This is a genomic window from Frigidibacter sp. MR17.24 (assembly GCF_037095655.1).
In the GTDB taxonomy this organism is placed as follows: Bacteria; Pseudomonadota; Alphaproteobacteria; order Rhodobacterales; family Rhodobacteraceae; genus Frigidibacter.
In genome coordinates this window covers 417384-442912 of the sequence record NZ_JBAWKE010000002.1, presented here as the reverse complement: position 1 = coordinate 442912, position 25529 = coordinate 417384, and the positions used below count along the sequence as shown (strand labels likewise).

Sequence of the window (25529 nt, the reverse complement as noted above, 5' to 3'; positions counted from 1 at the left end):
CCGCCGTGATCCAGAAAGGACCGAGCATGCCGAAATCCCTGGTCGTTGCGCTGCTGGGCGCGCTCTGCCTCTCTGCCTGCGGCGTCGATGGCCCGCCGGTGCCGCCGCCCCCGCGGGCCCAGCCGGCGCCGGCGCCGGCGCCCGGCGTCTCGGTCAGCGGCACGGTCGAGATGGGCGTGACCTCGGGAGGCTGACCGTCGATGTCCGCGCTGCGCCTGTGCTATCTTGCCCTGACGCTTGCCGGGCTGGTGATCGTGTCGCGCACGGGCCTGCCGGGCTGGCCTTCGGCCGAGGGTGCCGTGGCGCTTGCGGCCTTCACGCTCTGGTCCGCGGCCGAGACCTGGGTCCGCCGGAACTGGCCCGCGCTTGCGGCGATCGTCGCGGGCTGGGCACTGGGCCTTGTGGTGGGCCTGCCGCTTTATCTCTTCCTGCGCACCCGCCCCGTACGCTGACGGTTGCGCTGACGGTTGCGCCGTCGCGGTCAGCCCCGCCGCCGGCGCCGCAGGCCGGCGAGCGCGGCGAGGCCGCTCAGCCCGAGCACGAAGCCCGCCGGAACCGGGATCGGGGCCACGGTGGGAACCACCGCGCCGCCCAGCGGATCGGGCAGGGGGGCCCCCTGCGGCCCGCCGGCCAGGGGCAGCGCCCGCAGCGGACCCTGTCCGGCAAGCAGGGCGTCCAGTGACAGGATCGGTCCCGGGGGTGACACGGGCGGAACCGTCGCCGTCCGCGCGCCTCCGCCGCTGCCGCCGGACATGAGGATCCAGCCGCCGGTCCCGGCACTGCCGCCGCCGGCCGCGCGCGCGGGACGGGGCCCCCCGGGCGAGGGGACGGTGACGCCCCGTGCGAGGCTTGCGGGCGCGGGATCCGGGGTGCCGGGCACCGAGGGCGGCGCCCCCGGCGGCTCGAGCAGCATCGCCGCCTGCGGCACGAAACGCGGCCGCAGGTCGCGGGCGGCATCGCCCGTCGCGGCTGCCTCGGCGGCCTGCGACAGGCACAGCGCGGCCAGCCCCGCGGCGGCGAGTTTTTTCAGCATGGACATGATCCGAAGACCTCCCGGTCGCGCGGCTTCCCCTGACCGAGACTCTGCAGAAGCGCCCCGCCGGGATCAAATTGGCGCCACAATTCCGCCCAAATCGCGCCCGGCGTGAAACAGTCCGGCGGCCGGCGGCGGTTCGATGGCCGCAATGCCCGCAATCCGCCGGGGCGGCGGCGAATCGACAGCGAAATTGCATCCCTGCGGCAACCTGTTATGACCCCGGTCAGATCGGCCGGAGACCCCCGCATGGACCATTTCATCTATACCGACGGACAGCTTCATGCCGAGGAGGTGCCGCTGGCCGACATCGCCCGCACCGTCGGCACCCCGGTCTATGTCTATTCCGTCGCCACGCTGGAGCGGCACTATCGCCTGTTCACCGAGGCGCTGTCGCCGATGCCGCATCTGGTGTGCTTCGCGGTCAAGTCGAACTCCAACCTCGCGGTGCTGAAGCTGCTGGGCGACCTCGGCGCCGGAATGGACGTGGTCAGCCTCGGGGAATACCTGCGGGCCCGCGCGGCCGGCGTCCCGGGCGAGCGCATCGTCTTCTCGGGCGTGGGCAAGACCCGCGCCGAGATCCGCGCCACGCTCGAGGGCGGCATCCGCCAGTACAATGTCGAGAGCGAACCCGAGCTCGAGGTGATTTCGGCCATTGCCGCCGAGCTTGGCGTCGTCGCCCCGGTCGCGATCCGGGTGAACCCCGACGTCGACGCCAAGACCCACGAGAAGATCGCCACCGGCAAGTCCGAGAACAAGTTCGGCATCCCGATCTCGAAGGCGCGGGCGGTCTACGGTCTTGCGGCCGCGCTGCCGGGGATCGAGGTCGTGGGCATCGACGTGCACATCGGCAGCCAGCTGACCGACCTCGCCCCGTTCGAGGAAGCCTACCTGAAGGTGGCCGAGCTGACCGGCCAGCTGCGCGCGGATGGCCATGACATCCGCCGGCTCGATCTTGGGGGCGGCCTGGGCATCCCCTACACCCGCTCGAACGAGGTGCCGCCGCTGCCGTCGGACTACGGCGCGCTGATCCAGCGCACGCTCGGCCATCTGGGCTGCGAGATCGAGATCGAGCCGGGCCGCCTGATCTCGGGGAACGCGGGCGTGCTCGTCTCGGAGACGATCTATGTCAAGCAGGGCGAGGGGCGCGACTTCCTGATCCTTGACGCCGCGATGAACGACCTCGTGCGGCCGTCGATGTACGGCGCGCACCACGACATCGTCCCGGTGGTCGAGCCCGCGCCGGGCGCGGCGGCGCAGCCCTACGACGTCGTCGGCCCGGTCTGCGAGACCGGCGACACCTTCGCCAAGGGCCGGCCGCTGCCCGCGATGGCGGCGGGTGACCTTGTCGCCTTCCGCTCTGCCGGCGCTTACGGAGCGGTCATGTCTTCGGAGTACAATTCGCGGCCGTTGGTGCCCGAGGTGCTGGTGAAGGGGGATCACTTCGCCGTCATTCGCGCGCGTCCGACGTTTGACGAGATGCTGAACCGCGATAGCATCCCGGTATGGCTGTAGGCTGACGCGCCTGCGGCCCCCACCCGAGCCCGGAGGTGCCGAGTGCCGCGACTGGCCGAGACCCCCCAGACCGAGACGCCGCCGACCCAGACTCTTCTGACCCGGCCCCTTCTGAACCGGGCGGACATGGCCGGCGGGACGCGGCGCGGATGACCGCAGGCCGCCCGCAGCGTCCCGAGACCTCCGCCGCCTCGGCGCTGGCCCGCCTTGCGCGGGCCGTACAGGCGACCCGTGCCGGCCTTGTCGCCGAACGGCTGGCGCGTGCGTTCTGGCCGCTGTGGTCGATCCTGCTTCTGGGTGCGGCGGCGCTGGCCTTCGGCCTGCAGGACCTGCTGCCGCTCGAGGCGGTCTGGGGGCTTGCCGTGGTGGTGGTCCTCGGTGCGGTGGCGGCGCTTGTCACCGGTCTGCGCCGGTTCCGCTGGCCCGACGAGCACGAGGCGCGCGACCGTCTTGATTCCACGCTGCCCGGCCGCCCGATCGCCGCGCTGACCGACGCGCAGGCGCTGGGCGGGACCGACCCGGCCTCGGTCGCGGTCTGGCAGGCGCATCTCGCGCGCATGGCCGAGCGGACCCGCGGCGCGCGCTGGGCGCGGCCCGACCTGCGGCTGGCCGCGCGTGACCGCTATGGGCTGCGGTACATGGCGCTGACCGCCTTCGTCGTCGCGATGATCTTCGGCGTGCCCGCGCGGATGACCGAGGTCGGCAGCCTCGGCCCGGGCGGCACCGCCGCCGAGGCGGCCGCCGGCCCCAGCTGGGAAGGCTGGGTCGAGCCGCCGCCCTATACCGGGCGCCCCTCGCTCTACCTCAACGCCGTCGAGCAGGACCGGCTGGAGCTGCCGCAGGGCAGCCGCTTCTCGTTCCGCTTCTACGGCGCGCCCGACGCGATCCGCCTGACCGAGACCGTGTCGGATCCCGCGGCACCCGCCGCCGCGCCGACAGCGCCGGCCAGGACCGCGCCCGCCGGGCCGCAGGCGCAGCAGTTCGCCGCGGTCCGCAGCGGCTCGGTCAGCATCGACGGCCCCGGCGGTCGCGTGATCGAGATCGCGGTCCGCCCCGATGCGCCGCCCGCGGTCACGACCACCGGCGAGATGCGCCGCGAGGCCGATGGCACGATGACGCTGCCCTTCGCCGCGCGCGACGATTTCGCCGTGACCGCCGGCCGCGCCGAGATCACGCTGGACCTGGCGGCGGTCGACCGCCGCTTCGGCCTTGAGCGCGAGCCCGAGCCGCGCGAGCCCTATGTCCTCGACCTGCCGATGCCGATCACCGGCAACCGGGCCGAGTTCACCGAGGCGCTGGTCGAAAACGCCTCGAAGCACCCCTGGGCCAACCTGCCGGTGAAGATCCGTCTGACGGTCGAGGACGGGATCGGCCAGACCGGCTCGGCGCCCGAGCTGACGATGCCGCTGCCCGGCCGGCGGTTCTTCGAGCCGCTGGCGGCGGCGCTGATCGAGATGCGTCGCGACCTGCTGTGGACCCGCGACAACGGCGCCGACACGCTCGAGATCCTGCGCGCGATCACCAACCGCCCCGAAGGGCTGTTCCGCAACGAACGCGCCTTTCTGATGCTGCGTGTGGCGATGCGCAGGCTCGAGGCCGCGCTGGCGCAGGGGCCGATGTCGCCGGAGCTGCGCGACGAGACCGCCGAGGCGCTGTGGCAGATCGCGGTGCTGGTCGAGGATGGCGGGCTGTCGGATGCGCTGGAACGGATGCAGCGCGCGCAGGAACGCCTGTCCGAGGCGATCCGCAACGGTGCCACCCCCGAGGAGATCGAGGACCTGATGAACGAGCTGCGCGAGGCGACGGATGACTACATCCGCCAGCTGGCCGAGCGCGGCATGAGCCAGCAGGAGCAGCAGCAGGCGCAGAACGGCCAGCAGGGGCAGCAGATCACCGGCGACCAGCTGCAGCAGATGATGGACGAGATCCAGCGCCTGATGCAGGAGGGCCGCATGGCCGAGGCGCAGCAGCTGCTGGAGCAGCTGAACCGGATGATGGAGAACCTGCGCGTGACCCAGGGCCAAGGCGGCCAGGGCGACCAGCCCGGCGGTCAGGCGATGCAGGACCTGGCCGAGACCCTGCGTGACCAGCAGCGCCTGTCCGACGAAAGCTTCCGCGGCATGCAGGGCCAGCAGGGCCAGCAGGGGCAGGGCCAGCAGGGACAGCAGGGGCAGGACGGCCAGCAGGGCCAGGGGGGCCAGCAGGGTCAGGGGTCCGGCCAGGGTCAGGGCCAGGGTCAGGGGCAGGGTCAAGGTCAGGGGCAGGGCCAGAACGACCCCGGCAGCCTCGCCGATCGGCAGCAGGCGCTGCGCCGCGAGCTTGAGCGCCAGCGCGGCCAGCTGCCGGGGCAGGGCTCCGAGGCGGGGCGGGCGGCGCGCGACGCGCTCGACCGCGCCGGCCGGGCCATGGACGGCGCCGAGCAGGCGCTGCGCGAGGGGGACAACACCACCGCGCTGGACCGTCAGGCGCAGGCGATCGAGGAATTGCGCGAGGGCATGCGCCAGCTGGGGCAGGCGATGGCCGAGGAAAACGGGCAGCAGCCCGGTCAGGGCCAGCAGCCCGGCGGCCAGGGCGGCGGCGACCAGCAGCAGGCGCAGGGCGGCCCCGGCGGCCAGCGCGACCCGCTGGGCCGGGTCATCGGCGAATCCGGACGTGCCGGCACCGACCGCAACATGCTGCAGGGCGAGGATGTCTATCGCCGCGCCCGCGACCTTCTGGACGAGATCCGCCGCCGCGCGGGAGAGCAGGAACGCTCGACCGAAGAGCTGGATTACCTGCGCCGGCTGCTCGAGCGGTTCTGAGGTCGCGCCGCCGCGCCAGTCCGGCGCGGCGGCGCATTGGTCAGATGATCGCGCGCAGCAGCCCGTCGAGCCAGATCCGCGCCGCGTCGATCGCGGCCACGATGCCCGAGATCGGCGGCGCCAGCGCGGGCACCGCGTCGGCGAGCGCGGGCGCGAAGCGGTAGAAGGCAAGGATCAGGACCGCCAGCCCCAGCATCGCGCCAAAGCCGAGGCGGAAGCCGCTGCGCTGCCGGCGCAGCGTCTCGGGCGCGTCGATCGAGGCGCCGTCGTCGCCGCGTTCCGACGTCGCCCGCAGCGTCGAGTTGATCTCTTCGATATCGGGCAGCAGGTCGCGCCGGTGCACGGCGCGCTCGGTCTCGGCGGGGTCTTCCGACGGATCCGACCCGGAGTCAGGCCCGAACTCGGGCCCCAACTCGCGTCCGGACTCGGGCGCGGTCCGCGACGGCTTCGGCCGGACCGGCTCGGCGTTCGGCGCGTCTGCCTTCGGCGCCGCGGGCGCAGCTGCGCGGCGTGGCGCGGCGGTGGGCTCTTCGGTCACCGCGCGCAGCAGCGGCGTCGGCGCGTCGTCCTCGTCAAGCGGCAGTTCCGACTGGCGCTCGAAGGTCGCGCTGGCCGAGGCGCGGCGGGCGCGGGCCTCGCGCTCGGCCTCCTCGCGCAGCACCGAGAGCACCGCGGCGTTGAGATTGCGCCGGGGGGGCTGCGCCGTGGCCGCGCCGGCCCGGGCGGCGAGCGGGCCGGTCACGGCCGCCGCCGGGTGCACCGGCGCCATCGGGCTTCCGCCCAGCTCCTCGTCATAGCCCTCGTCCTCCGAGGGGCTGATCCCGGGCCGGGCGGCGATCTCGAATGGCACCGGGGCCTTGTCGTCTTCATCGTCGGAGGCGGGCTCGGACCAACCCGCGGGCGCTTCGGGTTCGGCGTCATGCGCGCGGTCGATGGCGGCAAGCTGCGCGGCCAGCGGGTCGTCGTTCTCGGGCAGGTCATCATCGGGCGCGTCGTCATCCGGCCCGTGGTCGTCCGAGGTGCTCTCGTCGAACTCACCGTCGTCTGACACATCGTCATCCGGTGCGTCTTCGGATGGGGTGGCGTTCACCTCTTCGTGCGCGACGACGTCGCGGTCGCCACGACCTGCGTGCCCGGGCCAGTCGTCCGGGGCGTCCGCGTGGACGGTCGCATAGGCTGGTTCCGCCGTCGCGTCCGGCTCGGTGTCGGCCCCGGCGTCCTCCTCCGGTGCGCGGTCTTCCGGTGAAGGGTCGTCCTCGGCCCAGTCGTCGGCCACGGGCGCGGCAAAACTGGCCGGATCGACGCCCTCGGGCGGCTGGAACCACATCTGCCCGCAGTTCGAGCACTGGACGTCACGCCCCGTGTCGGGGATCATCTGCGCGTCGACTTCGTATTGAGCCGCGCAGTTCGGGCAGGTCAGCCGCATCCGTCTCGAAGCCCCGTATCGGCCCCGCGCACGCGCGGCCATTCTGGTCTTTGCATTCGCTATGTTGTAGCAAGCAAATCGGCGGCATCCAAGCATTAGTGGCACCACCAAGGGCCAGCGGAGGACCTGAGTGATCGAACTCGAGAATGCGAGCTACGGATACGGCGGCGGCGAGATCCTGACCGAGATGTCGCTGAAGCTCGCCCCCGGCTCGTTCCACTTCCTGACCGGCCCCTCGGGGGCGGGCAAGACGACCTTCCTGAAACTGCTCTATGCCGAGCTTCTGCCGACCCATGGCAGCGTGACCTGCTTCGGCCGGTCGGTGCGGTCGATGGACCGCGACGACGTGGCGGCGCTGCGCCGCAAGGTCGGCGTCGTGCATCAGGACTGCCAGTTCCTCGATCACCTGAGCCTGGCCGAGAACGTCGCGATGCCGCTGACGGTCGCCGGCCGCTCGATCGATGTCGAGGAGCTGGTCGAGCTGCTGGCCTGGGTCGGCCTCAAGCCGCAGATGGACGCGTTGCCGCCGCAGCTGTCGGGCGGCGAGCGCCAGCGCGCCGCGCTCGCGCGCGCGGTGATCTCGGGCCCGGACGTGATCCTTGCCGACGAGCCCACCGGCAACGTCGACTGGGAAATGTCGCTGCGGCTGCTGCAGCTGCTGGTGGAACTCAACCGGATGGGCAAGACCGTCGTGATCGCGACCCATGACATGAACCTGATCCGGCAGGCGAAATCCCATGTCTCGGCGCGGGTCCTGCGGATCAAGAGCCGGCGGCTGCACCTGGCGGGAGCGGACCTGTGAAGCAGTATCTCGACATGCTGGAGCCGCTGGTCGCACGCGTGCTCGACACCGAGGCCGACCGCGTCGTGCCGCCCTCGGGCTTCACCGCGCGGCTGACGGTCGCGGCGGCGGCGGCGATGGCCTTCCTTGCGGTCTTCGCCATGGCGCTGTCCTTCGCCGCCGACCGGCTGTCGGACCGCTGGTCCGAGGCGCTGGCGCGCTCGGCCACGATCCGGGTCTCGGCCGCGCCCGACCAGATCGACCGCCAGGTCTCGGCGGTGATGGCGGTGCTGCAGACCACGCCCGGGGTCGACGCCTCGCGCATCCTGTCGCCCGAGGAGACGCGGGCGCTGCTCGCGCCCTGGTTCGGGCCGGACCTTCCGGTCGAGACGCTGCCGATCCCGACGCTGATCGACGTGACCGAAAGCGGCGCGGGCTTCGACCCCGAGGGGCTGCGGCTGCGGCTGACGGCCGAGGCGCCCGGCGCGGTTCTGGATGACCACACCCGTTGGCGCACGCCGCTGGTCGCCGCGGCAGGCCGGCTGGAATGGATCGCGGTGCTTGCGCTCTTGCTGATCGGCGGCGCCACGGCCGGGATGATCACGCTGGCCGCGCAGGCGGCGCTGGCGGCGAACGGCCAGGTGATCCGGGTGCTGCGGCTGGTGGGGGCGAACGACGCCTACATCGCCAAGGCCTTCACCCGCCGTTTCACCGTACGGGCGGCGATCGGCGCCGCGGCCGGGGCGGTCGTCGGGCTTGCCGGGGTCGCGCTGATCCCCTCGACCGACGAGACAGGCTTCCTGACCTCGGTCGGGTTCGAGGGGCTGGAGTGGCTGTGGCCGCTGCTGATCCCGGCGATGGCCGCGGGCGTGGCCTATGTCGCGACCCGCGCCGCCGCGCTGCGGGCGCTGAAGGAGCTGACCTGACATGCCGCCGATGTCCCGCCCCGCCTGGCTGCAATACCCGGCCTCGGTCCTGTTCGTCGTGCAAATGTATGTCGCGATGGCGGTGCTGGGGCTGCTGTTCCTGCCGATCGCGATCGCGCGCCGCGAGGCCGCGGTGGCGGCCTGCCGGGCCTATGCGCTTTATGTCCGCTGGACCGCCGCCTGGATGGTGGGGCTGACGTCCGAGATCCGCGGCCCGATCCCGCAGGGCGAGGTGCTGGTCGCGGCCAAGCACCAGAGCTTCTTCGACATCCTCGTGATCTTCTCGGTGCTGCCGCAACCGAAGTTCGTGATGAAGAAGGAACTGCTGATGGCGCCGTTCATCGGCTGGTACGCCAAGCGGCTGGGCTGCGTCGCGGTCGATCGCGGCAAGCGCGGCAAGGCCGTGGCGCAGATGCTGGCGGACATCGCCGAGGGCCGCTCGGCCCCGGGCCAGCTGGTGATCTATCCGCAGGGCACCCGCGTCGCGCCGGGGGCCGAGCTGCCCTACAAGACCGGCACCGCCGCGATCTACCGCGAGACCGGCTGGGCCTGCGTTCCGGCGGCGACCAACGTGGGCGTGTTCTGGCCCAAGCGCGGGCTGCTGCGCCGCCCCGGCGTCGCGGTGGTCGAGTTCCTGCCCGAGATCCCGCCCGGCGTGCGCATGTCCGAGATGATGGCCCGCATCGAGACCGTCATCGAGACGTCGTCGAACGCGCTCATGGCCGAGGCCGGCTTCCCGCTGCCGGCGCCGGCCGGTCACCAGGCCCTGTGAACAGGCCGGGCCCGGGAGACTGTATGGCTCCCGCGAGCCGGATGGGCCCCGTCGACCGGGCGGGGCCCGCGCAGGGGACGCCCCCGTGAAAGGAACCGCCATGCCCGATCAGCCCGCCTTTGCCACGATCGACAGCCTCGAGGCGCTCGAGGCGCTGTACGGCACGCCGGTCGCGGCCGCGACACGCAAGGTCGCGGACCATGTCACGCCCGAATACGGCGCCTGGATCGAGCGGTCGCGCTTCGCGGTGCTGGTCACCGTCGGCCCCGAGGGCACCGACGGCAGCCCCCGCGGCGATGACGGCCCGGTGGTGCGCATCCTCGATGCGGGTCACCTCGCGCTGCCCGACTGGCGCGGCAACGACCGGATCGACTCGCTGCGCAACATCGTGCGCGACGGCCGCGTCAGCCTGATGTTCATGATCCCCGGTTCGACCAATGTCGTGCGGGTGAACGGCCGTGCCGTGCTGAGCGCCGATCCCGCGCTGCTGGACGGCTTCGCGCGTGGCGGCAAGACCCCCCGCACCGTCGCCGTGATCCGCGTCGCCGAGATCTATTTCCAGTGCGCCCGGGCGCTGATGCGGTCGCGGCTGTGGACCGCCGGGGATGAAAGCGGCGGGCTGCCCACCGCGGGCCAGATGCTGGCCGCGATGACCGCGGGCGAGGTCGGCGGCGCCGATTACGACCGCAGCTGGCCCGAGCGCGCCCGCGCGACGCTCTGGTAGCCTTCGAGTCCGCGCGACCCTATGGTGCCTTTGCGCGCCCGAGCGATGCTCTGGTGGCGCGGCGGGAACCGCCGGGCCCGGTCACGGGTTCGGAGGGCATGATGACATCGCCCGATCTTGCCGCGCGCCAGCGCAGCCTTGAGCGCATAGCCCGCGTCGCGCGGGCGATGGACACCCGCTTCGTGCTGCCGGGCGGCTTCCGGCTGGGCTGGGACGGGATCATCGGCCTGATCCCGGGCGTCGGCGACAGCATCGGGCTTGCGGTGTCGGGCTGGATGATCCTCGAAGCGCATCGCCTGGGCGCGGGCCGCGGCACGCTGGCGCGGATGGTGGGCAACGCGGCGGTGGACTGGGCGCTGGGCTCGGTGCCGGTGCTGGGCGACATCTTCGACATCGCCTTCAAGAGCCACCGGCGCAACCTGGCCCTGCTGCAGCGGGAATTCGGGGCCCAGGCGCGCCCGGCCGACGGCTAGGCCGTCATGACCGGGCGGCCGCGATCAGGCAGCAGTTATCAGGCGGCCAGCTTCAGCGCGATGATCCCGGCGACGATCAGCCCGATGCCGGCGAGGCGCAGCGGCGTCGCCGCCTCGCCGAAGATCATGATGCCCAGCATCGCCGCCCCCAGCGCGCCGATCCCGGTCCAGACCGCATAGGCCGTGCCGACCGGCAGGCTCTTCATCGCCTGCGCAAGCAGCACGAAACTTGCCGCCGCCGCGACCAGGGTAAGGACCGAGGGCATCAGCCGCGTGAAGCCGTCCGACGCCTTCAGCCCGATCGCCCAGGCGACTTCCAGCACACCCGCGAGCAGGACCAGCAGCCAGGGGTTCATCGGCGTGGCGCCGCCCTCAGGCGGCGAGACCCTTGCTGCCCATGTCGAGGAACTTGTGCCGGCGCTCGCGCACCAGCGCGTCGGGCTTCTTGCCCGACAGTTCCTTCAGCATGGTCTCGATCGCCTTGCCGACGGCATCGATCGCCTCGTCGCGGCCGCGCTGGGCGCCGCCGACGGGCTCCTTCACGATCCGGTCGATGATGCCAAGCTTCAGCAGGTCCTGCGCCGTCAGGCGCAGCGCCTCGGCGGCCTCCTTCATCTTCTCGGCATCCTTCCACAGGATCGAGGCGCAGCCCTCGGGCGAGATCACCGAGTAGATCGAGTGTTCGAGCATCGCGATCCGGTTCGCGGTCGCGAAGGCCACCGCGCCGCCCGAGCCGCCCTCGCCGATCACCACCGCGATCAGCGGCACGCCGATCTGCAGGCACTTCTCGGTCGCGCGGGCGATCGCCTCGGACTGGCCGCGTTCCTCGGCGCCCTTGCCGGGGTAGGCGCCGGGCGTGTCGACGAGGGTGATCACCGGCAGGCCGAAGCGGTGCGCCAGATCCATCAGCCGGATCGCCTTGCGATAGCCTTCCGGTCGGGCCATGCCGAAGTTGCGTTCGATGCGCGACTTGGTGTCGTGGCCCTTCTCGTGGCCGATCACGACCACCGGCTGGTCGTTGAACCGCGCCAGCCCGCCCATCACGGCATGGTCGTCGGCAAAGCCGCGGTCGCCGGCCAGCGGCGTGTACTCGGTGAACAGCCGCTCGATGTAGTCCTTGCAATGCGGACGGTCGGGATGGCGCGCGACCTGGCATTTGCGCCAGGCGGCGAGGTCCTTGTAGATGTCCTTCAGCAGCTGCTCGGCCTTGCGGTCCAGCGCGGCGGCTTCCTTCTCGACGTCCATCTCCTCGTTCTTGCGTGCCAGCGCGCGCAGTTCCTCGGCCTTGCCTTCGATCTCGGCCAGCGGCTTTTCGAACTCGAGATAGTTCATCGCTCTCTCCGTCAGGGTCCGGGCCTATATGGCGCGGGGGCGGGGCGAATGCAATCGCGCCGACCCCGGGCGGCGCCCCCACCGGATGTCGCAGCCTGGTTTCGCCTTGGCCAAATATCCCGGGGGTGCGGGGGCAGCGCCCCCGCCCTCGCGCCGCCGGCCGAGGCCCGGGGGGCGATGAAAAAGGGCGATGCCGGCCTCTCCTCCGGCATCGCCCGACCTGGCGGCCCTCCCCGGCTGCGCAGGCGGTGTTCCTCAGGCGCCGATCATTTCGGACTGGCGCACGATCACCTCGGCCTGGCGGATCGAGGCGAGATCGACGAGGCGACCCTTGTAGACCGTGGCCCCGGCGCCCTCGGCCTTGGCGGTCTCCATCGCGGCGAGGATCTCGCGCGCTTCGGCGATCGCCGCATCAGACGGCGTGAAGATCTCGTTTGCAAGCGCAACCTGCTTGGGATGGATCGCCCATTTGCCGACCATGCCCAGCGTGGCCGAGCGCAGCGCCTGCGCGCGGAAGCCCTCGTCGTCCGAGAAGTCGCCGAAGGGCCCGTCGACCGGCAGGATGCCGTGGGTGCGGCAGGCCGCCACGATCGCGGTCTGTGCCCAGTGCCAGGGGTCGGCCCAGTACTTCTGCCCCTCGCGGATCATGTAGTAGTTTTCCTGGGTGCCGCCGATGCCGGTGGTCGCCATCCCCATCGAGGCCGCGAAATCGGCGGCGCCGAGGCTCATCGCCTGCAGCCGCGGCGAGGCGGCGGCGATCTCCTCGACATGGGCGATGCCGGCGGCGGTCTCGATGATCACCTCAAGCGCGATGGGCTTGCTGCGCCCCTTCGCCCGCTCGACCGCGGTGACCAGCGCGTCGACCGCGTAGACATCGGCCGCGCAGCCGACCTTGGGGATCATGATCTGGTCGATGCGCGGTCCCGCCTCTTCCAGCACCTCGACCACGTCGCGGTACCAGTAGGGCGTATCGAGCCCGTTGATCCGCACGCTCAGGTGCTTGCGGCCCCAGTCGATGTCGTTGATCGCCTCGATGATGTTGCGCCGCGCCTGGGCCTTGTCGTCGGGCGCCACCGAATCCTCGAGGTCGAGGTTGATGACATCGGCGGCCGAGCCTGCCATCTTCTCGAAGATCGCCGGGCGCGAGCCGGGGCCGAACAGCTGGCAACGGTTGGGGCGGGCGGGCGGGCTGGGCTGGATACGGAAGCTCATGCAAGACCTGTCGGTAAGGATGTTTCCAAATTGTCGCCTGGCGGGATATAAAGTTGCGCGATGAATTTCAAGTGTTTTCGTCGCAACGCGGCGTCACATCTGGCCGCACGAATCTTGCACGATCCCCGCACCTTGCGCGACGGCCTTGCGCAAATCCTGCTGCAGGGCGGCGAAACGACCAAGACTTTTCTGATGTGCCGCGTATTGTTCGCGTGACAACTGAAGGAGCCCGCCATGGCGATGATCGAGACCCCCTATCTTCTGTTCCTCGGCGATGCGCCGGACGCGCTGGCCGCGAAGGTCGCGCAGGGGATCAAGGACTGGCGTCCCGAATTCGCCGTCGGCCAGTTCCGCATGGACGGCTGCAAGGCCGACCTCGGCCTGACCGACATGTCGCTGGCCGAGGCGAAGGCCGCCGGGGCGAAGACGCTGGTGGTGGGGGTCGCGAACCGCGGCGGCATCATCTCGGACGCCTGGAAGAAGGTGCTGGTCGAGGCGCTGGAGCTGGGCTTCGACCTGGCCTCGGGGCTGCACAACCTGCTGCGCGACGAACCGGCGCTGGTCGCGGCGGCCGAGAAGAACGGCCGCCAGCTGCATGACGTGCGCATCCCGACCGTCGCCTACCCGATCGCCAACGGCAAGAAGCGCCGCGGCAAGCGCATGCTTGCCGTCGGCACCGACTGCTCGGTCGGCAAGATGTACACCGCGCTCTGCGTGGAAAAGGAGATGCGCGCCCGCGGCATCAAGGCCGACTTCCGCGCCACCGGCCAGACCGGGATCCTGATCACCGGCGACGGCGTGCCGCTGGACGCAGTGATCGCCGACTTCATGGCGGGCTCGATCGAGTACCTGACCCCCGACGCCGAGGCCGACCACTGGGACCTGATCGAGGGGCAGGGCTCGCTCTATCACGTCAGCTATTCGGGCGTGACGCTGGCGCTGGTGCATGGCGGCCAGCCCGACGCGCTGGTGATCTGCCACGAACCCACGCGGCCGCACATGCGCGGCCTGCCGGGCTACAAGCTGCCGAGCCTCGAGCAGGTGCGCGACACCGCGCTGACGCTCGCCCGCGTCGGCAACCCGGCCTGCGTCGTGACCGGCGTGTCGGTCAACACCCAGCACATGGCGGAAGCCGAGGCCCGGGCCTATCTGGCCGAGGTCGAGGCGCGCATGGGCGTGCCCGCGACCGACCCGTTCCGCTTCGGCGCCGGCGTGCTGGTGGATGCGCTGGAAGGCATCGAGGGCTGGGAGGGCGACAGCGCCCCGGCCGCGCCGGGCATCGAGCCCGACGCCTGATCTCCCCTCTCAACCACCGCTGATCCCCGGCGCCCGCGCGGCGCCGGGGCCGCATGCCAAAGGAGCGCCGCCCATGATCGAGATCCACCGCGACACCTTCCGCCTCGCGCAGGTCTTCACCATCTCTCGCGGCAGCCGGACCGAGGCGCACGTGATCCGCGTGCGCATCGTGCGCGACGGCATCGAGGGGCAGGGCGAATGCGTGCCCTATGCCCGCTACGGCGAAAGCCTCGACAGTGTCGCGGACCAGATCGCGGGCCTGCCCGCCGACATCACCCGCGCGGCGCTGCAATCCGCGCTGCCCTCGGGCGCCGCGCGCAACGCCGTCGACTGCGCTCTGTGGGATCTCGAGGCGAAGGCCGCGGGCAAGCGCGCCTGGGATCTCGCCGGGCTGCCGAAGCCGGGGCCGATGATCACCGCCTACACACTCTCGCTCGACGAGCCCGAGAAGATGCGCGCGCAGGCGGCGAAGAATGCGCACCGCCCGCTGCTGAAGATCAAGCTCGGCACCCCCAACGACATGGCGCGGCTGGCCGCGGTGCGCGCCGGCGCCCCCGACACGCCGATCATCGTCGATGCGAACGAGGGATGGACGCCCGAGATCTACACCGATCTTGCCCCGCACCTGATCCGCATGGGCGTGAAGCTGGTCGAGCAGCCGCTGCCCGCCGGTGCCGACGAGATGCTGGCCGAGATCGCGCGCCCGCTGCCGGTCTGCGCCGACGAAAGCTGCCACGACCGCCACTCGCTCGCGGAGATCGCGGGCAAGTACGACTACGTCAACATCAAGCTCGACAAGACCGGCGGGCTGACCGAGGGGCTGGCGCTGCGCGACGCGGCGAAGGCCGAGGGTTACGGCATCATGGTCGGCTGCATGGTCGGCTCGAGCCTCGCGATGGCGCCGGCGGTGCTGCTGGCGCAGGGCGCGGGCTTCACCGATCTTGACGGCCCCCTGCTTCTGGCCGAAGACCGCGCCAATCCGCTGACCTATGACGCCGAAGGGGTGCATCCCCCGGCCGCGGCCCTGTGGGGCTGAGCATCACTGAAAGGACCCGACCGATGAGCCGCACCGTCTATGTGAACGGCGACTACCTGCCCGAGGAAGAGGCCAGGATCTCGATCTTCGACCGCGGCTTCCTGATGGCCGATGGCGTCTACGAGGTGACCACCGTGCTGGGCGGCAAGCTCGTCGATTTCGACGGTCACGCCAAGCGGCTCGAGCGCAGCCTCAAGGAGCTCGAGATGGATGCGCCCTGCACCATGGACGAGCTGCTGGCGATCCACCGCGCGCTGATCGAGAAGAACGCGATCACCGACGGCACCGTCTACCTGCAGGTGACCCGCGGCAACCCGGGCGACCGCGACTTCGCCTGGCCCGAGCCGCCGGTGAAGCCGACGCTGGTGATGTTCACCACCGCCAAGCCCGGCTTCGCCGACAGCCCGCTGTCCAAGACCGGGATCGAGGTCATCACCGTGCCCGACATCCGCTGGGGCCGGCGCGACATCAAGACGGTGCAGCTGCTGTACCCGTCGATGGCGAAGATGATGGCGAAGAAGGCCGGCGTCTCGGACGCCTGGTTCGTCGAGGACGGCCTCGTGACCGAGGGCTATTCCAACAACGCCTACATCGTGAAGAACGGCCAGATCATCACCCGCGCGCTGTCGAACGACATCCTGCACGGCATCACCCGCGCCGCCGTCCTGCGCTTCGCCCGCGAGGCGCAGATGGAGGTGGTCGAGCGCAGCTTCACCCCCGAGGAGGCCTATGGCGCCGACGAGGCGTTCTGCACCTCGGCCTCGTCCTTCGTGATGCCGATCGTGAAGATCGACGCGGCCACGATCGGCGCCGGTACCCCCGGCCCGGTGGCCACGCGCCTGCGCGAGATCTACATCGACGAGATGCGCAAGTCCGCGATCTGATCGCAGGCCCGGCCGGACCGCTGCGACGGGCGCCCCACGGGGCGCCCGTTCGCGTTCAGCCGGCGAATTCGATCATCAGGTCGGTCGGGTCGACGTCGTAGGGCAGCACGCCGGTCAGCACCGCGCGCAACCGGCCGCCGATCAGCACCTCGGTCCCCAGGCCGCGGCTGGCCGGTTGCAGGTCGACATCGACCTCGGCATCGGGAATCGGCGCGAAGATGGTGATCTCGACCGGGGCGCGGCCGGGGACATAGCTGCTGATCACCGTCACCGCGGAGTCGTAGCCGTGGTTCGGCAGGCGCGCCGCCGCGGCGATCGCGGCCTCGGCCTCGAGGCGCAGGGTCTCGGCCACGCCCGCGGCGCGCCAGTCCGCGTCCAGGGCGGCCTCCTCGGCCGCACGGCGCAGGGCCTCGTGCCAGGCATGGTCCTCGTCCCGCTCGCTGATCGGCGCAAGCGGCGGCAGCGCCGGCTCGGGGCCCGCCTCGGCCAGCTCGATCGGTTCGGTTCCGCGCAGGACCGGCACGAAAGGTCCGAGGTCCTGGCCGAGGTCCTGTTCAAGTTCGGTCCGCCCCCGCGAAGGGGTGGCTTGGGTGAACGCGCGCTTCATGGCCTGTCTCCACGACTGCCCCGGATTCTCCGGGCCCGACTTCGGCAAGCTTCGGGTGCAATCGTGGCAGGATCTGGGCAAAAAGACGAAGTCACCGCAGCGCAATTCAGGGTTGCGCGACAATGCGGGGCGCAAAACCCGGATCGTTGACGCGAATTCGGCGAAACGTCGCCGGCCGGGTGTCAGCGCGGAGGCTCTTCCCCGACATTTTCGCGAAACGCCTGCGCGAAGGCCGCCTGCTTGGCCGCATCCGCCTCGGTCTGGTTCCGCGCCCGCCAGTCGTCGTAGGGCATGCCGTAGAAGATCTCGCGCGCGGTGTCCTTGTCCATGTCGATGCCACGGTCGGCCGCGGCTTCCTGGTACCAGCGCGACAGGCAATTGCGGCAGAAACCCGCGAGGGTCATCAGGTCGATGTTCTGCACGTCGGGGCGCTGGACCATCAGGTGGTCGCGCAGCGCACGGAAGGCCGCGGCCTCAAGCTCGGTGCGGGTGGCGTCGTCCAGGGGCGGGGTCTGGGTCATCGGATCGGGCCTTTGCTTGTGTCTCTCGGCCAATATGGGGCGCGGCGCGCCGGAGGGGGAGGGGGCTGCGGCCCGCGTGCCCGGGACATCCGGGCCGGGGCCGCCCGCGTCAGAGGCCGCTCGCGGCAAGGACCGCCTGCAGCACGGGGGCGAGGCGCGCGGCCCAGGCCTGCTGGTCGGCCTCGGTCGCGATCAGGTCGTTGCGGATCTCGATCAGGACGTTCGGGCGGCCCTGCGACAGCGCGTGGCGGTCGATCGCGTCGCCGTCGAGATGCCCGGAATAGGGCTCGTTGTCGCCGACGCAAAGCCCGGTGTCGGCCAGGGCCGCGATCAGCGGCAGCGCCAGCCGGCTGTCGCGGTGCGAATGCAGGATGCCGATCTGCCAAGGGCGGTCGGGCCGGCCCTTGAGGCGGGGGGTGAAGCTGTGCAGCGCGCAGATCGCCCGGGCGGGGTGGCGCGCGGCAAGGGCCGCGTAGGCGGCGTGATAGGGGCGGTGGAAGGCGGCAAGCCGGCGCTCGGTCTCGGCCGGGCCCACGGCGCGGTTCGCCGGGATGATCGTGCCGTCGTACAGCTTCATCACCAGTGTCGGGTCGTCCTCGCCCCGGTTCGGGTCGATCACGAGGCGCGAGAAGCGCGACAGGATCGCGGGCGCGTCCAGCAGGTCGGCCAGCGCCCGCGTCACCCCCGCCGCGCCCGGGTCGAAGGCGATGTGGCGGGCCATGTCCTCGGGCGCGATCCCGAGCGAGCCGTGACCGACCGAGGGTGGCACGATGTTGGTGGCGTGGTCGCAGGTCATCAGCCAGCGCGAGGGACGGTCGGCCCCGAGGATCTCGAAGGCGGGGCCGTCCTGGGGCAGGCTCTCGGGGCCGGGGGGCGTGGTTTCGGGCTGGGTCATCGTCGCATTTCCGTCTCACCAACTGTTTAGGGCGTTCCATGGCCGGGGGCCAGTTGCGGGTGTGCGGAAATTCGTCCATCAAGTCCGTGGCCCACCGAGAACGACGACACGTAAGAACGAGCGAGGCAGGGATGAGACGCCTTCGGAATGTGAAGATCGTGGCCACACTGGGTCCGGCTTCCAGCGACTATGAAATGATCCTGGCCCTGTTCCGGGCCGGGGCCGACGTGTTCCGGCTGAACATGAGCCATGGCACCCAGGCCGAACAGCGCGCGCGGTTCGACAACATCCGCCGCGCCGAGAAGGAGACCGGGCGCCCGATCGCGGTGCTGGCCGACCTTCAGGGGCCGAAACTGCGCACCGGCACCTTCACCCACGGGTCCGAGGACCTCGAGGAGGGGCAGGCCTTCCGCTTCGATCTCGACCAGAAGCCGGGCGACGCGACGCGCTGCTGCCTGCCGCATCCCGAGATCTTCGAGGCGCTCAAGCCCGGCTCGACCCTGCTGATCAACGACGGCAAGATCCGCATGCGGGTCGAGGCCTGCGGCCCCGACTTCGCCGATTGCGTGGTCACGATCCCGGGCACGATCTCGAACCGCAAGGGCGTGAACGTGCCCGACGTGGTGCTGCCGCTGGCGGCGCTGTCCGAAAAGGACCGCTCGGACCTGGAATTCGCCTGCGAGCTGGGCGTCGACTGGCTGGCGCTGAGCTTCGTGCAGCGCCCCGAGGACGTGCTCGAGGCGCGCGAACTGGCCAAGGGCCGGGCCGCGATCCTTGCCAAGATCGAGAAGCCGGCCGCGCTGAACACCTTCGACCGGATCCTCGAGGTTTCGGACGGGATCATGGTCGCGCGGGGCGATCTCGGGGTCGAGATGCCGGTCTATTCGGTGCCGCCGATCCAGAAGCGGCTGGTGCGCAAGTGCCGGGCCGTCGGCAAGCCGGTGATCGTCGCGACCCAGATGCTCGAATCGATGATCGAGAGCCCGATGCCCACCCGGGCCGAGGTGTCGGACGTCGCGGGCGCGATGTACGAGGGCGCGGACGCCGTCATGCTGTCTGCCGAAAGCGCCGCCGGCCGCTATCCGATCGAGGCCGTGCGCACGATGGACAGCGTCGCGCGCTCGGTCGAGGAGGACGCGACCTACCGCCAGGTGATCGAGGCCAGCCGCCAGTTCGAGCGGCGCACGGTGGCCGAGGGCATCGTCGGTGCCGCGCGCGAGCTGGCCGAGACCACGGGCCAGATCCGGGCGATCTGCTGCTATACCGAGACCGGCAAGACCGTGAACCTCGTCTCGCGCGAGCGGCCGCGGGTGCCGATCCTGGCGCTGACGCCGTTCACGCCGGTGCTGCGCAAGCTGTGCCTGACCTGGGGCGTGCACGTCGCCTATTGCGAGGCGGCCGACCGGTTCAAGGGCGCGGTCGTGGGCGCGGTGCGCACCGCCGTGGCCGAGGGCTTCGCCACCGAGGACGAGTCGATCGTGCTGATCGCGGGCGTGCCCTTCAACGTGCAGGGCACCACCAACATCCTGCGCGTCGCGCCCTGCGACGAGCGGCTGATCTACCGCACCGATCCCGAGTGATCGCGGGTCGTGCGACCATGGCCGGGCCGGCGGGGGCGGGAGGGACGCATGGATCCTGACCGCCTCCTCGTGTTCGGCGCGGTGATCTTCGTGATGGGCATCCCCGCGCTGGTCAGCGCCTGGACCGACGAGCGCCACCCCTGGGTGGCGGGCCTGGCCTTCCTGACCGGGGCGGGGCTGATCGGCCTGGCCTGGTACACCTCGCCCGACGGCTACCGCCTGTCCGAGCTGCCGCATGTGTTCTACGGCACGATCGGCGGCATGCTGCACTGACGCGGATGCACGATTCTCCCTGGAATCCCGTTTCCCTGAAATCGTTGGGCCCGGGGGCTTGCGCCGCCCGCCGAGGGCGTCTATAGCCCGCGGCTCGAACACCCCGCGCGGCCGGCCGATGTGGCATTGCCGAGTCGCGCGTCTGACAACTCGCAAGAGGAGATGGAAATGCCCAAGATGAAGACGAAGTCCGCTGCGAAGAAGCGGTTCTCGTTCACCGCGACCGGCAAGGTCAAGGCGGGCCCGGCCGGCAAGCGGCACGGCATGATCAAGCGCTCGACGAAATTCATCCGCGACGTGACGGGGACGATGATCCTGTCCGAGTCGGACGCGAAGATCGTCAAGAAATACATGCCCTACAACCGCTGAACGGGAGAGCTGAACCATGGCACGCGTCAAGTCCGGCAAGGTGACCCACGCCCGTCACCGCAAGGTGATCAAGGCAGCGAAGGGCTATTACAGCGCTCGCAGCCGCAACTTCCGTACCGCCACGCAGGCGGTCGACAAGGCCCAGCAGTACGCGACCCGCGACCGCAAGGCCCGCAAGCGCAACTTCCGCGCCCTGTGGATCCAGCGGATCAACGCCGCCGTCCGCGAGGTCGATGCGTCGATGACCTATTCGCGCTTCATCAACGCCCTCGCCGTCGCGGGGATCGAGGTGGACCGCAAGGTGCTGGCCGATCTCGCGGTGCATGAGCCCGCGGTCTTCGCCGGCATCGTCGAGAAGGCCCGCGCCGCCGTTCCGGCCGCCGCCTGATCGCGACACGCGACCGAGACATCCGAAGGGCCCCGCGCGCAGGCGCGGGGCCCTTTCGCTTTGCGGGTCCCCTTCGCCTTGCAGGGCGTGGGGCGGGGGCGGCTCAGGTCTCGGGCACGTGGCCTGTGCGGATCGCCCGGGCGAAGGCCAGCCGCGCCGTCAGCGCCGAGACGCACAGCAGCACCGCCGCCGAAACCGCGGGCGCCGGGCCGAGGCCGGCCAGCATGGTGACCACCGCGCCGAAGGTCATCTGCGCGAAGCCGTACAGCCCCGAGGCCGCCCCGGCATATTGCGGCCGGACGCTCATCGCCGCCGCGGCGGCGAGTGGGCCGGCCATCCCCGAGCAGAAGGTGAAGGTGAAGAGCGGCGCCAGGTAGGTGACCATCGTCATCTCGGTGAACAGCGCGACCGTCAGCGCCGTGGCGGCGGCGGCGCAGGCCAGGCTCGAGGCCAGGATCACCACCCGCGCGATCGGCATCACCCGCAGCAGGTTGCGCGCCGCGAAATTGCCGGCGACCACACCCAGGATGATGATGCCGAGCCCCAGCCCCAGCATCTCGGGCGCAAGGCCCATCTGGTGCGTCAGAACATAGGGCGCGGTGGTGACGATGGAATAAAGCGAGGTCGTCGCGCAGGAGCCGCCCAGCACCAAAAGCCGGAAGGCCGGGTCGCGCAGCAGCACCGCCTGGCTGTTGATCGCGCCCGAGGCGGCGCGCCCGCCGCGATGCGTCTCGGGGATCACCCAGAGCGCGACGGCAAGGCAGCAGACCCCGAGCGTCGCGAGTCCGCCGAAGATCGACCGCCATCCCAGCCAGGCGGCAAGGAACCCGCCCGCCAGCGGTGCCACCGCAGGGCCGATGGTGACGATCATGTTCAGCGTCGCAAGCTGCCCCGCCGCCTCGCGCGGGGGCGAGATGTCGCGCACCATGGCCCGCGCCAGCACCAGCCCCGCGCAACCGCCAAGCGCCTGCAGCAGCCGCGCCGCGACCAGCGCGGCCACGCCCTGGGCCGAGGCCGCGACGATCCCGGCCGCGGCGTAAAGCGCCAGCCCCGCCAGCAGCGGCGGGCGGCGGCCATAGCGGTCCGACAGCGGGCCATAGAGCAGTTGCCCCACCGCCAGCCCCATGATGTAGAGCGAGATCGTCAGCTGCATCGCGCCCGGGCCCGCGCCCAGCTCGGCCCCCGCCTGGGGCAGGGCCGGCACGAAGACATGCATCCCGAGCGTGCCCGAGAAGCTGATCAGGACAAGCGTCCAGAGCGGCAGGCGACGCGGCGGGCTGGTCATCGCATCAGCGCTGTCAGCGGTCCGCGTCGCCATCCGTCAGATCCTGTCCATCGGGTCGTCGGTGATGCCCGGAAGCCGGTCGAGAATGCGCTCGAGCACCCGGTTCACCACCTCGATGTCCTCGGCGGTGATCCCTTCTAGGACCTGGCTGCGCACCTCGTTCGCGGCGTTCTCGGCCATGCCGACGATCGGCTCGGCCGCGGGCAGCAGCGTCAGGCGCTTGGCGCGACGGTCCCCCGGATCCTCGGAGCGTTTCACCAGCCCCGCCTGTTCCAGCGTGTCCACCAGCCGCACCACCGACGAGCGGTCGAGCGACAGGAATTCCGCCAGGTCGACCTGCCGGACCGGCCGGTCGGCGCGGTGCAGGTACAGAAGCGGAAGCCAGGTGGCCTCGGTCAGGTCGAGCGGCGCGAGGCGCGCGTTGACGGCGCGCCGCCAGGCGCGGGCGGAATGCTGGAGCCGGCGGCCCAGTCGTTCTTGCGGAGTCGGCATCGGGCTCCCGTTGGTTTGTAGTGCAACAATATTAGGCTTTACCTTTCTGCAGCGCAACGGGCGTGGCGAAAATCGGCTCTGTCGGAATATGTTTGAATTTTACACAACATTCGTCACGGTTGCTGAGACTGCAACAATGCCAAGAGGGGCCGGAATGGACGCGATCATCGATTTCCTGAACACGATCTTCTGGGGATACGTGCTGATCTACGGCCTGCTCGCGGTCGGGCTGTTCTTCACGATCCGGCTTGGCTTCATCCAGTTCCGCCACTTCCCCGAGATGATCCGCTGCGTCATGGGCTCGGACGAGAGCGACAAGAGCGGCATCTCGCCCCTGCAGGCGCTGACCGTCAGCCTCGCCTCGCGCGTGGGGACGGGCAACATCGCCGGCGTCGCGGTCGCGATCTACCTCGGGGGCCCGGGCGCCGTGTTCTGGATGTGGATGGTGGCGCTGGTGGGCATGGCCACGGCCTATAGCGAAAGCACGCTCGCCCAGCTTTACAAGACCCATGGCACCGGCGGCATGTACCGCGGTGGCCCGGCCTTCTACATTGCCCGCGGCCTCGGTATGCCCTGGCTGGGCGCGGTGTTCTCGATCTGCCTGATCATCGCCTTCGGCCTCGTGTTCAACGCCGTCCAGGCCAATTCGATCGCCGAGGCCTTCGAGGGCGCCTTCGGCGTGCCCAAGATCGCCGTCGGCCTGGTGATCGCCGTGCTGACCGCGATCATCATCTTCGGCGGCATCCCGCAGATCGCCAAGGTGGCCGAGATCGTGGTGCCGTTCATGGCCGGGATCTACCTGCTGCTCGCGATCATCGTGCTGGCGATGAACATCACCGCGGTGCCGGGCGCGATCGGCCAGATCGTCGGCGGCGCCTTCGGCGTCGGCCAGGCCGCGGGCGGCATCGCGGGCGGGATCGCCGCCGCGGCGCTGAACGGGATCAAGCGCGGCCTGTTCTCGAACGAGGCCGGCATGGGCTCGGCCCCCAACATCGCCGCCGTCGCCACCCCCGACCCGCACCACCCCTCGAGCCAGGGCTTCGTGCAGGCGCTGGGCGTCTTCATCGACACGATCCTGGTCTGCACCGCCACCGCCGTGATGATCCTGCTCGCCGGCGTGGTCGAGCCGGGCTCGGGCGTCACCGGCACCGCGCTGACCCAGCTCGCGCTCGAGCATCACTTCGGCAGCTTCGGCGCCGTCTTCGTCGCGGTGGCGATCTTCTTCTTCGCCTTCACCTCGATCATCGGCAACTACGCCTATGCCGAGAACGCGATGGAGTTCCTGGGCTTTGGCAACCGCGGCGGGCTGCTGGTGCTGCGCATCGCCGCGCTGGCCATGGTGGTCTGGGGCGCGGTGCAGGCGGTCGCGACCGTCTTCAACTTCGCCGACGCCTCGATGGGGCTGATGGCCACGATCAACCTGATCGCCATCGTCGCCCTCTCGGGCACGGTGGCGGCGGTGACCAAGAGCTATCTGAACCAGCGCCTGATCGGCAAGCAGCCGCGCTTCCACCTGTCGGACCACCCCGGGCTGATGAAGGGCGTGGACCCGACGATCTGGAAGTGACGCCGCGGCCACGGCCCGCTTTGACTTCGCGCGCCCCGCTTGCTAGCAGGGGCGCGCAATTCTTTGAGGACGCGGATCATGGACGGGCTCGACGCGCTGAAGGCCAAATATCTGGAAGGCGTCTCGGGCGCGGGTGACGAGGCGGCGCTCGAGGAGCTGCGGCTGGCGGCGCTGGGCAAGAAGGGCGAGATCAGCCTGAAGATGCGCGAGCTGGGCAGGATGAGCCCCGAAGAGCGCCAGACCACCGGTGCCGCGCTGAACCGCCTGAAGGACGAGATCGACGCGGCGCTGCGCGCCAAGAAGGCGGCGCTGGCCGATGCCGCGCTGGATGAACGGCTGAAGGCCGAGTGGCTCGACGTGACGCTGCCGGGCCGCCCCCGCCGCATGGGCACCATCCACCCCGTCAGCCGGGTGATGGACGAGGTCACCGCCATCTTCGCCGACATGGGGTTTGCCGTCGCCGAAGGCCCGCAGGTCGAAAGCGACTGGTACAACTTCGACGCGCTCAACATCCCGCCCGAGCATCCCGCCCGGCAGGAGCATGACACCTTCTTCATGGCGCGGGCCGAGGGCGACAACCGCCCGCCGCACGTGCTGCGCACCCATACCTCGCCGGTACAGATCCGCGCGATGACCGAACAGGGCGCGCCGATCCGCGTCATCGCCCCGGGCCGCGTCTACCGCATGGACATGGACCAGACCCACACGCCGATGTTCCACCAGATCGAGGGCCTTGCGATCGGCCGCGACATCTCGATGGCGAACCTGAAATGGGTGCTCGAGGAATTCTTCACCGCCTATTTCGGCGTGAAGGTGAAGACCCGCTTCCGCGCCTCGCACTTCCCCTTCACCGAGCCCTCGGCCGAGGTCGACATCCAGTGTTCCTGGGTCGACGGCCAGCTGCGCATCGGCGAGGGCGACGGCTGGATGGAGGTTCTGGGCTCGGGCATGGTGCACCCGAAGGTGCTGGCGGCGGCGAATGTCGACCTGGCCGAGTGGCAGGGCTTTGCCTTCGGCATGGGCATCGACCGGATGGCGATGCTGAAATACGGCATCCCCGACCTGCGCGCCTTCTTCGAGAGTGATTTGCGGTGGTTGAAGCACTACGGCTTCACGCCGCTTGATGTGCCGACGGTGTTTGGTGGGGTTGGTGGGTGAGTTCTGGCGTAGGCTCAGACGTAACCACTTCCGACGTGGCCGCGGTCTTTAGCGCAGTCGCCGATTGGGCCGGGCTAGGTCTTGCCCTAGTTGGTGTCGTCGTTGCTTATCGTCAGTTCACGGACTGGAGGCGTCAGCAGGGGCTCATTTATGTGCGAGAGAAGTGCGCAGAGCAGCTTGCTG

Annotated in this window: 29 protein-coding genes; 19 read left to right on the top strand and 10 right to left on the bottom strand. The window is 70.6% G+C overall.

What is annotated here, in order from left to right:
• Nucleotides 1-26: 26 nt before the first annotated feature.
• Nucleotides 27-194 (top strand): hypothetical protein, encoded by a 168-nt coding sequence (locus tag V8J39_RS09400; RefSeq protein ID WP_336460627.1) that lies wholly within the window; start codon nucleotides 27-29, stop codon nucleotides 192-194.
• Between the two features lie 6 nt (nucleotides 195-200).
• On the top strand, nucleotides 201-452 hold the full coding sequence (locus V8J39_RS09395; RefSeq protein ID WP_336460626.1) for a DUF2834 domain-containing protein: 252 nt from the start codon (nucleotides 201-203) through the stop codon (nucleotides 450-452).
• Nucleotides 453-481: 29 nt separating this feature from the next.
• Here the strand turns inward: V8J39_RS09395 and V8J39_RS09390 are convergent, their stop codons facing one another.
• On the bottom strand, nucleotides 482-1039 hold the full coding sequence (locus tag V8J39_RS09390) for a hypothetical protein (RefSeq protein ID WP_336460625.1): 558 nt from the start codon (nucleotides 1037-1039) through the stop codon (nucleotides 482-484).
• Between the two features lie 243 nt (nucleotides 1040-1282).
• On the opposite strand from V8J39_RS09390, the gene lysA reads away from it, so the two are divergent.
• Nucleotides 1283-2548 (top strand): diaminopimelate decarboxylase, encoded by a 1266-nt coding sequence (gene lysA, locus V8J39_RS09385; RefSeq protein WP_336460624.1) that lies wholly within the window; start codon nucleotides 1283-1285, stop codon nucleotides 2546-2548.
• Between the two features lie 149 nt (nucleotides 2549-2697).
• The gene (locus tag V8J39_RS09380; RefSeq protein WP_336460623.1) at nucleotides 2698-5349 is read left to right on the top strand and encodes a TIGR02302 family protein; all 2652 of its coding nucleotides are present in this window, start codon (nucleotides 2698-2700) and stop codon (nucleotides 5347-5349) included.
• Nucleotides 5350-5389: 40 nt separating this feature from the next.
• Here the strand turns inward: V8J39_RS09380 and V8J39_RS09375 are convergent, their stop codons facing one another.
• The gene (locus V8J39_RS09375; protein WP_336460622.1) at nucleotides 5390-6775 is read right to left on the bottom strand and encodes a zinc-ribbon domain-containing protein; all 1386 of its coding nucleotides are present in this window, start codon (nucleotides 6773-6775) and stop codon (nucleotides 5390-5392) included.
• Between the two features lie 187 nt (nucleotides 6776-6962).
• Here V8J39_RS09375 and V8J39_RS09370 point away from each other — a divergent pair, with 187 nt between their 5' ends.
• From V8J39_RS09370 to V8J39_RS09350, 5 genes are all read left to right on the top strand, one after another.
• Entirely contained in the window at nucleotides 6963-7577 is a 615-nt protein-coding gene (locus tag V8J39_RS09370) for a cell division ATP-binding protein FtsE (protein ID WP_442902590.1), read from the top strand.
• Nucleotides 7578-7591: 14 nt separating this feature from the next.
• Complete coding sequence (locus V8J39_RS09365) at nucleotides 7592-8482, top strand: cell division protein FtsX (protein ID WP_336461190.1); 891 nt, start codon at nucleotides 7592-7594, stop codon at nucleotides 8480-8482.
• A gap of 1 nt (nucleotide 8483) precedes the next feature.
• A complete protein-coding gene (locus V8J39_RS09360) occupies nucleotides 8484-9254 on the top strand; it encodes a lysophospholipid acyltransferase family protein (RefSeq protein WP_336460620.1) in 771 nt (256 codons plus the stop codon).
• Nucleotides 9255-9354: 100 nt separating this feature from the next.
• Nucleotides 9355-9978: a pyridoxamine 5'-phosphate oxidase family protein gene (locus tag V8J39_RS09355; RefSeq protein WP_336460619.1), complete on the top strand. Its 624-nt coding sequence runs from the start codon at nucleotides 9355-9357 to the stop codon at nucleotides 9976-9978.
• Nucleotides 9979-10079: 101 nt separating this feature from the next.
• Nucleotides 10080-10451, top strand: coding sequence for a DUF4112 domain-containing protein (locus V8J39_RS09350; RefSeq protein WP_336460618.1), 372 nt, complete (start codon nucleotides 10080-10082; stop codon nucleotides 10449-10451).
• A 38-nt stretch (nucleotides 10452-10489) separates the two neighbouring features.
• Here the strand turns inward: V8J39_RS09350 and sugE are convergent, their stop codons facing one another.
• From sugE to V8J39_RS09335, 3 genes are all read right to left on the bottom strand, one after another.
• Nucleotides 10490-10807 carry a quaternary ammonium compound efflux SMR transporter SugE gene (gene sugE / locus V8J39_RS09345; protein ID WP_336460617.1) on the bottom strand — a complete coding sequence of 106 codons (318 nt, stop codon included), beginning with the start codon at nucleotides 10805-10807 and terminating at the stop codon, nucleotides 10490-10492.
• 16 nt (nucleotides 10808-10823) lie between these two features.
• The gene (locus V8J39_RS09340) at nucleotides 10824-11783 is read right to left on the bottom strand and encodes an acetyl-CoA carboxylase carboxyltransferase subunit alpha (protein ID WP_336460616.1); all 960 of its coding nucleotides are present in this window, start codon (nucleotides 11781-11783) and stop codon (nucleotides 10824-10826) included.
• 255 nt (nucleotides 11784-12038) lie between these two features.
• On the bottom strand, nucleotides 12039-12995 hold the full coding sequence (locus V8J39_RS09335) for an L-malyl-CoA/beta-methylmalyl-CoA lyase (RefSeq protein ID WP_336460615.1): 957 nt from the start codon (nucleotides 12993-12995) through the stop codon (nucleotides 12039-12041).
• Nucleotides 12996-13055: 60 nt separating this feature from the next.
• Between V8J39_RS09335 and V8J39_RS09330 the strand changes: the two genes are divergently transcribed.
• From V8J39_RS09330 to V8J39_RS09315, 4 genes are all read left to right on the top strand, one after another.
• Entirely contained in the window at nucleotides 13056-13211 is a 156-nt protein-coding gene (locus V8J39_RS09330) for a hypothetical protein (protein WP_336460614.1), read from the top strand.
• Nucleotides 13212-13235: 24 nt separating this feature from the next.
• Nucleotides 13236-14291, top strand: a complete 1056-nt coding sequence (gene dgcN / locus V8J39_RS09325) for an N-acetyltransferase DgcN (RefSeq protein ID WP_336461189.1) — start codon at nucleotides 13236-13238, stop codon at nucleotides 14289-14291.
• Nucleotides 14292-14364: 73 nt separating this feature from the next.
• The gene (dgcA, locus tag V8J39_RS09320; protein ID WP_336460613.1) at nucleotides 14365-15327 is read left to right on the top strand and encodes an N-acetyl-D-Glu racemase DgcA; all 963 of its coding nucleotides are present in this window, start codon (nucleotides 14365-14367) and stop codon (nucleotides 15325-15327) included.
• Between the two features lie 23 nt (nucleotides 15328-15350).
• Nucleotides 15351-16211 (top strand): D-amino-acid transaminase, encoded by an 861-nt coding sequence (locus V8J39_RS09315; protein ID WP_336460612.1) that lies wholly within the window; start codon nucleotides 15351-15353, stop codon nucleotides 16209-16211.
• A 55-nt stretch (nucleotides 16212-16266) separates the two neighbouring features.
• On the opposite strand, the gene V8J39_RS09310 is transcribed toward V8J39_RS09315, so the two are convergent.
• The 3 genes from V8J39_RS09310 to V8J39_RS09300 all read right to left on the bottom strand — a co-directional run bounded on the left by V8J39_RS09310 (nucleotide 16267) and on the right by V8J39_RS09300 (nucleotide 18234).
• On the bottom strand, nucleotides 16267-16818 hold the full coding sequence (locus tag V8J39_RS09310) for a hypothetical protein (protein WP_336460611.1): 552 nt from the start codon (nucleotides 16816-16818) through the stop codon (nucleotides 16267-16269).
• A 182-nt stretch (nucleotides 16819-17000) separates the two neighbouring features.
• The gene (locus tag V8J39_RS09305; RefSeq protein WP_336461188.1) at nucleotides 17001-17321 is read right to left on the bottom strand and encodes a DUF1244 domain-containing protein; all 321 of its coding nucleotides are present in this window, start codon (nucleotides 17319-17321) and stop codon (nucleotides 17001-17003) included.
• A gap of 127 nt (nucleotides 17322-17448) precedes the next feature.
• A complete protein-coding gene (locus V8J39_RS09300; RefSeq protein ID WP_336460610.1) occupies nucleotides 17449-18234 on the bottom strand; it encodes an N-formylglutamate amidohydrolase in 786 nt (261 codons plus the stop codon).
• A gap of 131 nt (nucleotides 18235-18365) precedes the next feature.
• Between V8J39_RS09300 and pyk the strand changes: the two genes are divergently transcribed.
• From pyk to rplT, 4 genes are all read left to right on the top strand, one after another.
• On the top strand, nucleotides 18366-19814 hold the full coding sequence (gene pyk / locus V8J39_RS09295; RefSeq protein WP_336460609.1) for a pyruvate kinase: 1449 nt from the start codon (nucleotides 18366-18368) through the stop codon (nucleotides 19812-19814).
• Nucleotides 19815-19862: 48 nt separating this feature from the next.
• On the top strand, nucleotides 19863-20087 hold the full coding sequence (locus V8J39_RS09290) for a hypothetical protein (protein ID WP_336460608.1): 225 nt from the start codon (nucleotides 19863-19865) through the stop codon (nucleotides 20085-20087).
• 168 nt (nucleotides 20088-20255) lie between these two features.
• Nucleotides 20256-20456, top strand: a complete 201-nt coding sequence (gene rpmI / locus V8J39_RS09285) for a 50S ribosomal protein L35 (RefSeq protein WP_336460607.1) — start codon at nucleotides 20256-20258, stop codon at nucleotides 20454-20456.
• Nucleotides 20457-20472: 16 nt separating this feature from the next.
• A complete protein-coding gene (rplT, locus tag V8J39_RS09280; protein ID WP_336460606.1) occupies nucleotides 20473-20844 on the top strand; it encodes a 50S ribosomal protein L20 in 372 nt (123 codons plus the stop codon).
• Nucleotides 20845-20947: 103 nt separating this feature from the next.
• On the opposite strand, the gene V8J39_RS09275 is transcribed toward rplT, so the two are convergent.
• Complete coding sequence (locus V8J39_RS09275; protein ID WP_336460605.1) at nucleotides 20948-22162, bottom strand: Bcr/CflA family efflux MFS transporter; 1215 nt, start codon at nucleotides 22160-22162, stop codon at nucleotides 20948-20950.
• Between the two features lie 3 nt (nucleotides 22163-22165).
• Nucleotides 22166-22621, bottom strand: coding sequence for a MarR family winged helix-turn-helix transcriptional regulator (locus V8J39_RS09270; RefSeq protein ID WP_336460604.1), 456 nt, complete (start codon nucleotides 22619-22621; stop codon nucleotides 22166-22168).
• Nucleotides 22622-22775: 154 nt separating this feature from the next.
• Between V8J39_RS09270 and V8J39_RS09265 the strand changes: the two genes are divergently transcribed.
• Nucleotides 22776-24188, top strand: a complete 1413-nt coding sequence (locus tag V8J39_RS09265) for an alanine/glycine:cation symporter family protein (protein WP_336460603.1) — start codon at nucleotides 22776-22778, stop codon at nucleotides 24186-24188.
• A 78-nt stretch (nucleotides 24189-24266) separates the two neighbouring features.
• Nucleotides 24267-25346, top strand: a complete 1080-nt coding sequence (gene pheS / locus V8J39_RS09260) for a phenylalanine--tRNA ligase subunit alpha (protein WP_336460602.1) — start codon at nucleotides 24267-24269, stop codon at nucleotides 25344-25346.
• The last annotated feature ends 183 nt before the right edge of the window (nucleotides 25347-25529 follow it).

Coding starts and splice junctions, on each gene's coding strand:
- V8J39_RS09400 (WP_336460627.1), top strand. CDS start 27: ATGCCGAAATCCCTGGTCGTTGCGCTGCTGGGCGCGCTCTGCCTCTCT.
- V8J39_RS09395 (WP_336460626.1), top strand. CDS start 201: ATGTCCGCGCTGCGCCTGTGCTATCTTGCCCTGACGCTTGCCGGGCTG.
- V8J39_RS09390 (WP_336460625.1), bottom strand. CDS start 1,039: ATGTCCATGCTGAAAAAACTCGCCGCCGCGGGGCTGGCCGCGCTGTGC.
- lysA (WP_336460624.1), top strand. CDS start 1,283: ATGGACCATTTCATCTATACCGACGGACAGCTTCATGCCGAGGAGGTG.
- V8J39_RS09380 (WP_336460623.1), top strand. CDS start 2,698: ATGACCGCAGGCCGCCCGCAGCGTCCCGAGACCTCCGCCGCCTCGGCG.
- V8J39_RS09375 (WP_336460622.1), bottom strand. CDS start 6,775: ATGCGGCTGACCTGCCCGAACTGCGCGGCTCAATACGAAGTCGACGCG.
- V8J39_RS09370 (WP_442902590.1), top strand. CDS start 6,963: ATGTCGCTGAAGCTCGCCCCCGGCTCGTTCCACTTCCTGACCGGCCCC.
- V8J39_RS09365 (WP_336461190.1), top strand. CDS start 7,592: ATGCTGGAGCCGCTGGTCGCACGCGTGCTCGACACCGAGGCCGACCGC.
- V8J39_RS09360 (WP_336460620.1), top strand. CDS start 8,484: ATGCCGCCGATGTCCCGCCCCGCCTGGCTGCAATACCCGGCCTCGGTC.
- V8J39_RS09355 (WP_336460619.1), top strand. CDS start 9,355: ATGCCCGATCAGCCCGCCTTTGCCACGATCGACAGCCTCGAGGCGCTC.
- V8J39_RS09350 (WP_336460618.1), top strand. CDS start 10,080: ATGACATCGCCCGATCTTGCCGCGCGCCAGCGCAGCCTTGAGCGCATA.
- sugE (WP_336460617.1), bottom strand. CDS start 10,807: ATGAACCCCTGGCTGCTGGTCCTGCTCGCGGGTGTGCTGGAAGTCGCC.
- V8J39_RS09340 (WP_336460616.1), bottom strand. CDS start 11,783: ATGAACTATCTCGAGTTCGAAAAGCCGCTGGCCGAGATCGAAGGCAAG.
- V8J39_RS09335 (WP_336460615.1), bottom strand. CDS start 12,995: ATGAGCTTCCGTATCCAGCCCAGCCCGCCCGCCCGCCCCAACCGTTGC.
- V8J39_RS09330 (WP_336460614.1), top strand. CDS start 13,056: ATGAATTTCAAGTGTTTTCGTCGCAACGCGGCGTCACATCTGGCCGCA.
- dgcN (WP_336461189.1), top strand. CDS start 13,236: ATGATCGAGACCCCCTATCTTCTGTTCCTCGGCGATGCGCCGGACGCG.
- dgcA (WP_336460613.1), top strand. CDS start 14,365: ATGATCGAGATCCACCGCGACACCTTCCGCCTCGCGCAGGTCTTCACC.
- V8J39_RS09315 (WP_336460612.1), top strand. CDS start 15,351: ATGAGCCGCACCGTCTATGTGAACGGCGACTACCTGCCCGAGGAAGAG.
- V8J39_RS09310 (WP_336460611.1), bottom strand. CDS start 16,818: ATGAAGCGCGCGTTCACCCAAGCCACCCCTTCGCGGGGGCGGACCGAA.
- V8J39_RS09300 (WP_336460610.1), bottom strand. CDS start 18,234: ATGACCCAGCCCGAAACCACGCCCCCCGGCCCCGAGAGCCTGCCCCAG.
- pyk (WP_336460609.1), top strand. CDS start 18,366: ATGAGACGCCTTCGGAATGTGAAGATCGTGGCCACACTGGGTCCGGCT.
- V8J39_RS09290 (WP_336460608.1), top strand. CDS start 19,863: ATGGATCCTGACCGCCTCCTCGTGTTCGGCGCGGTGATCTTCGTGATG.
- rpmI (WP_336460607.1), top strand. CDS start 20,256: ATGCCCAAGATGAAGACGAAGTCCGCTGCGAAGAAGCGGTTCTCGTTC.
- rplT (WP_336460606.1), top strand. CDS start 20,473: ATGGCACGCGTCAAGTCCGGCAAGGTGACCCACGCCCGTCACCGCAAG.
- V8J39_RS09275 (WP_336460605.1), bottom strand. CDS start 22,162: ATGGCGACGCGGACCGCTGACAGCGCTGATGCGATGACCAGCCCGCCG.
- V8J39_RS09270 (WP_336460604.1), bottom strand. CDS start 22,621: ATGCCGACTCCGCAAGAACGACTGGGCCGCCGGCTCCAGCATTCCGCC.
- V8J39_RS09265 (WP_336460603.1), top strand. CDS start 22,776: ATGGACGCGATCATCGATTTCCTGAACACGATCTTCTGGGGATACGTG.
- pheS (WP_336460602.1), top strand. CDS start 24,267: ATGGACGGGCTCGACGCGCTGAAGGCCAAATATCTGGAAGGCGTCTCG.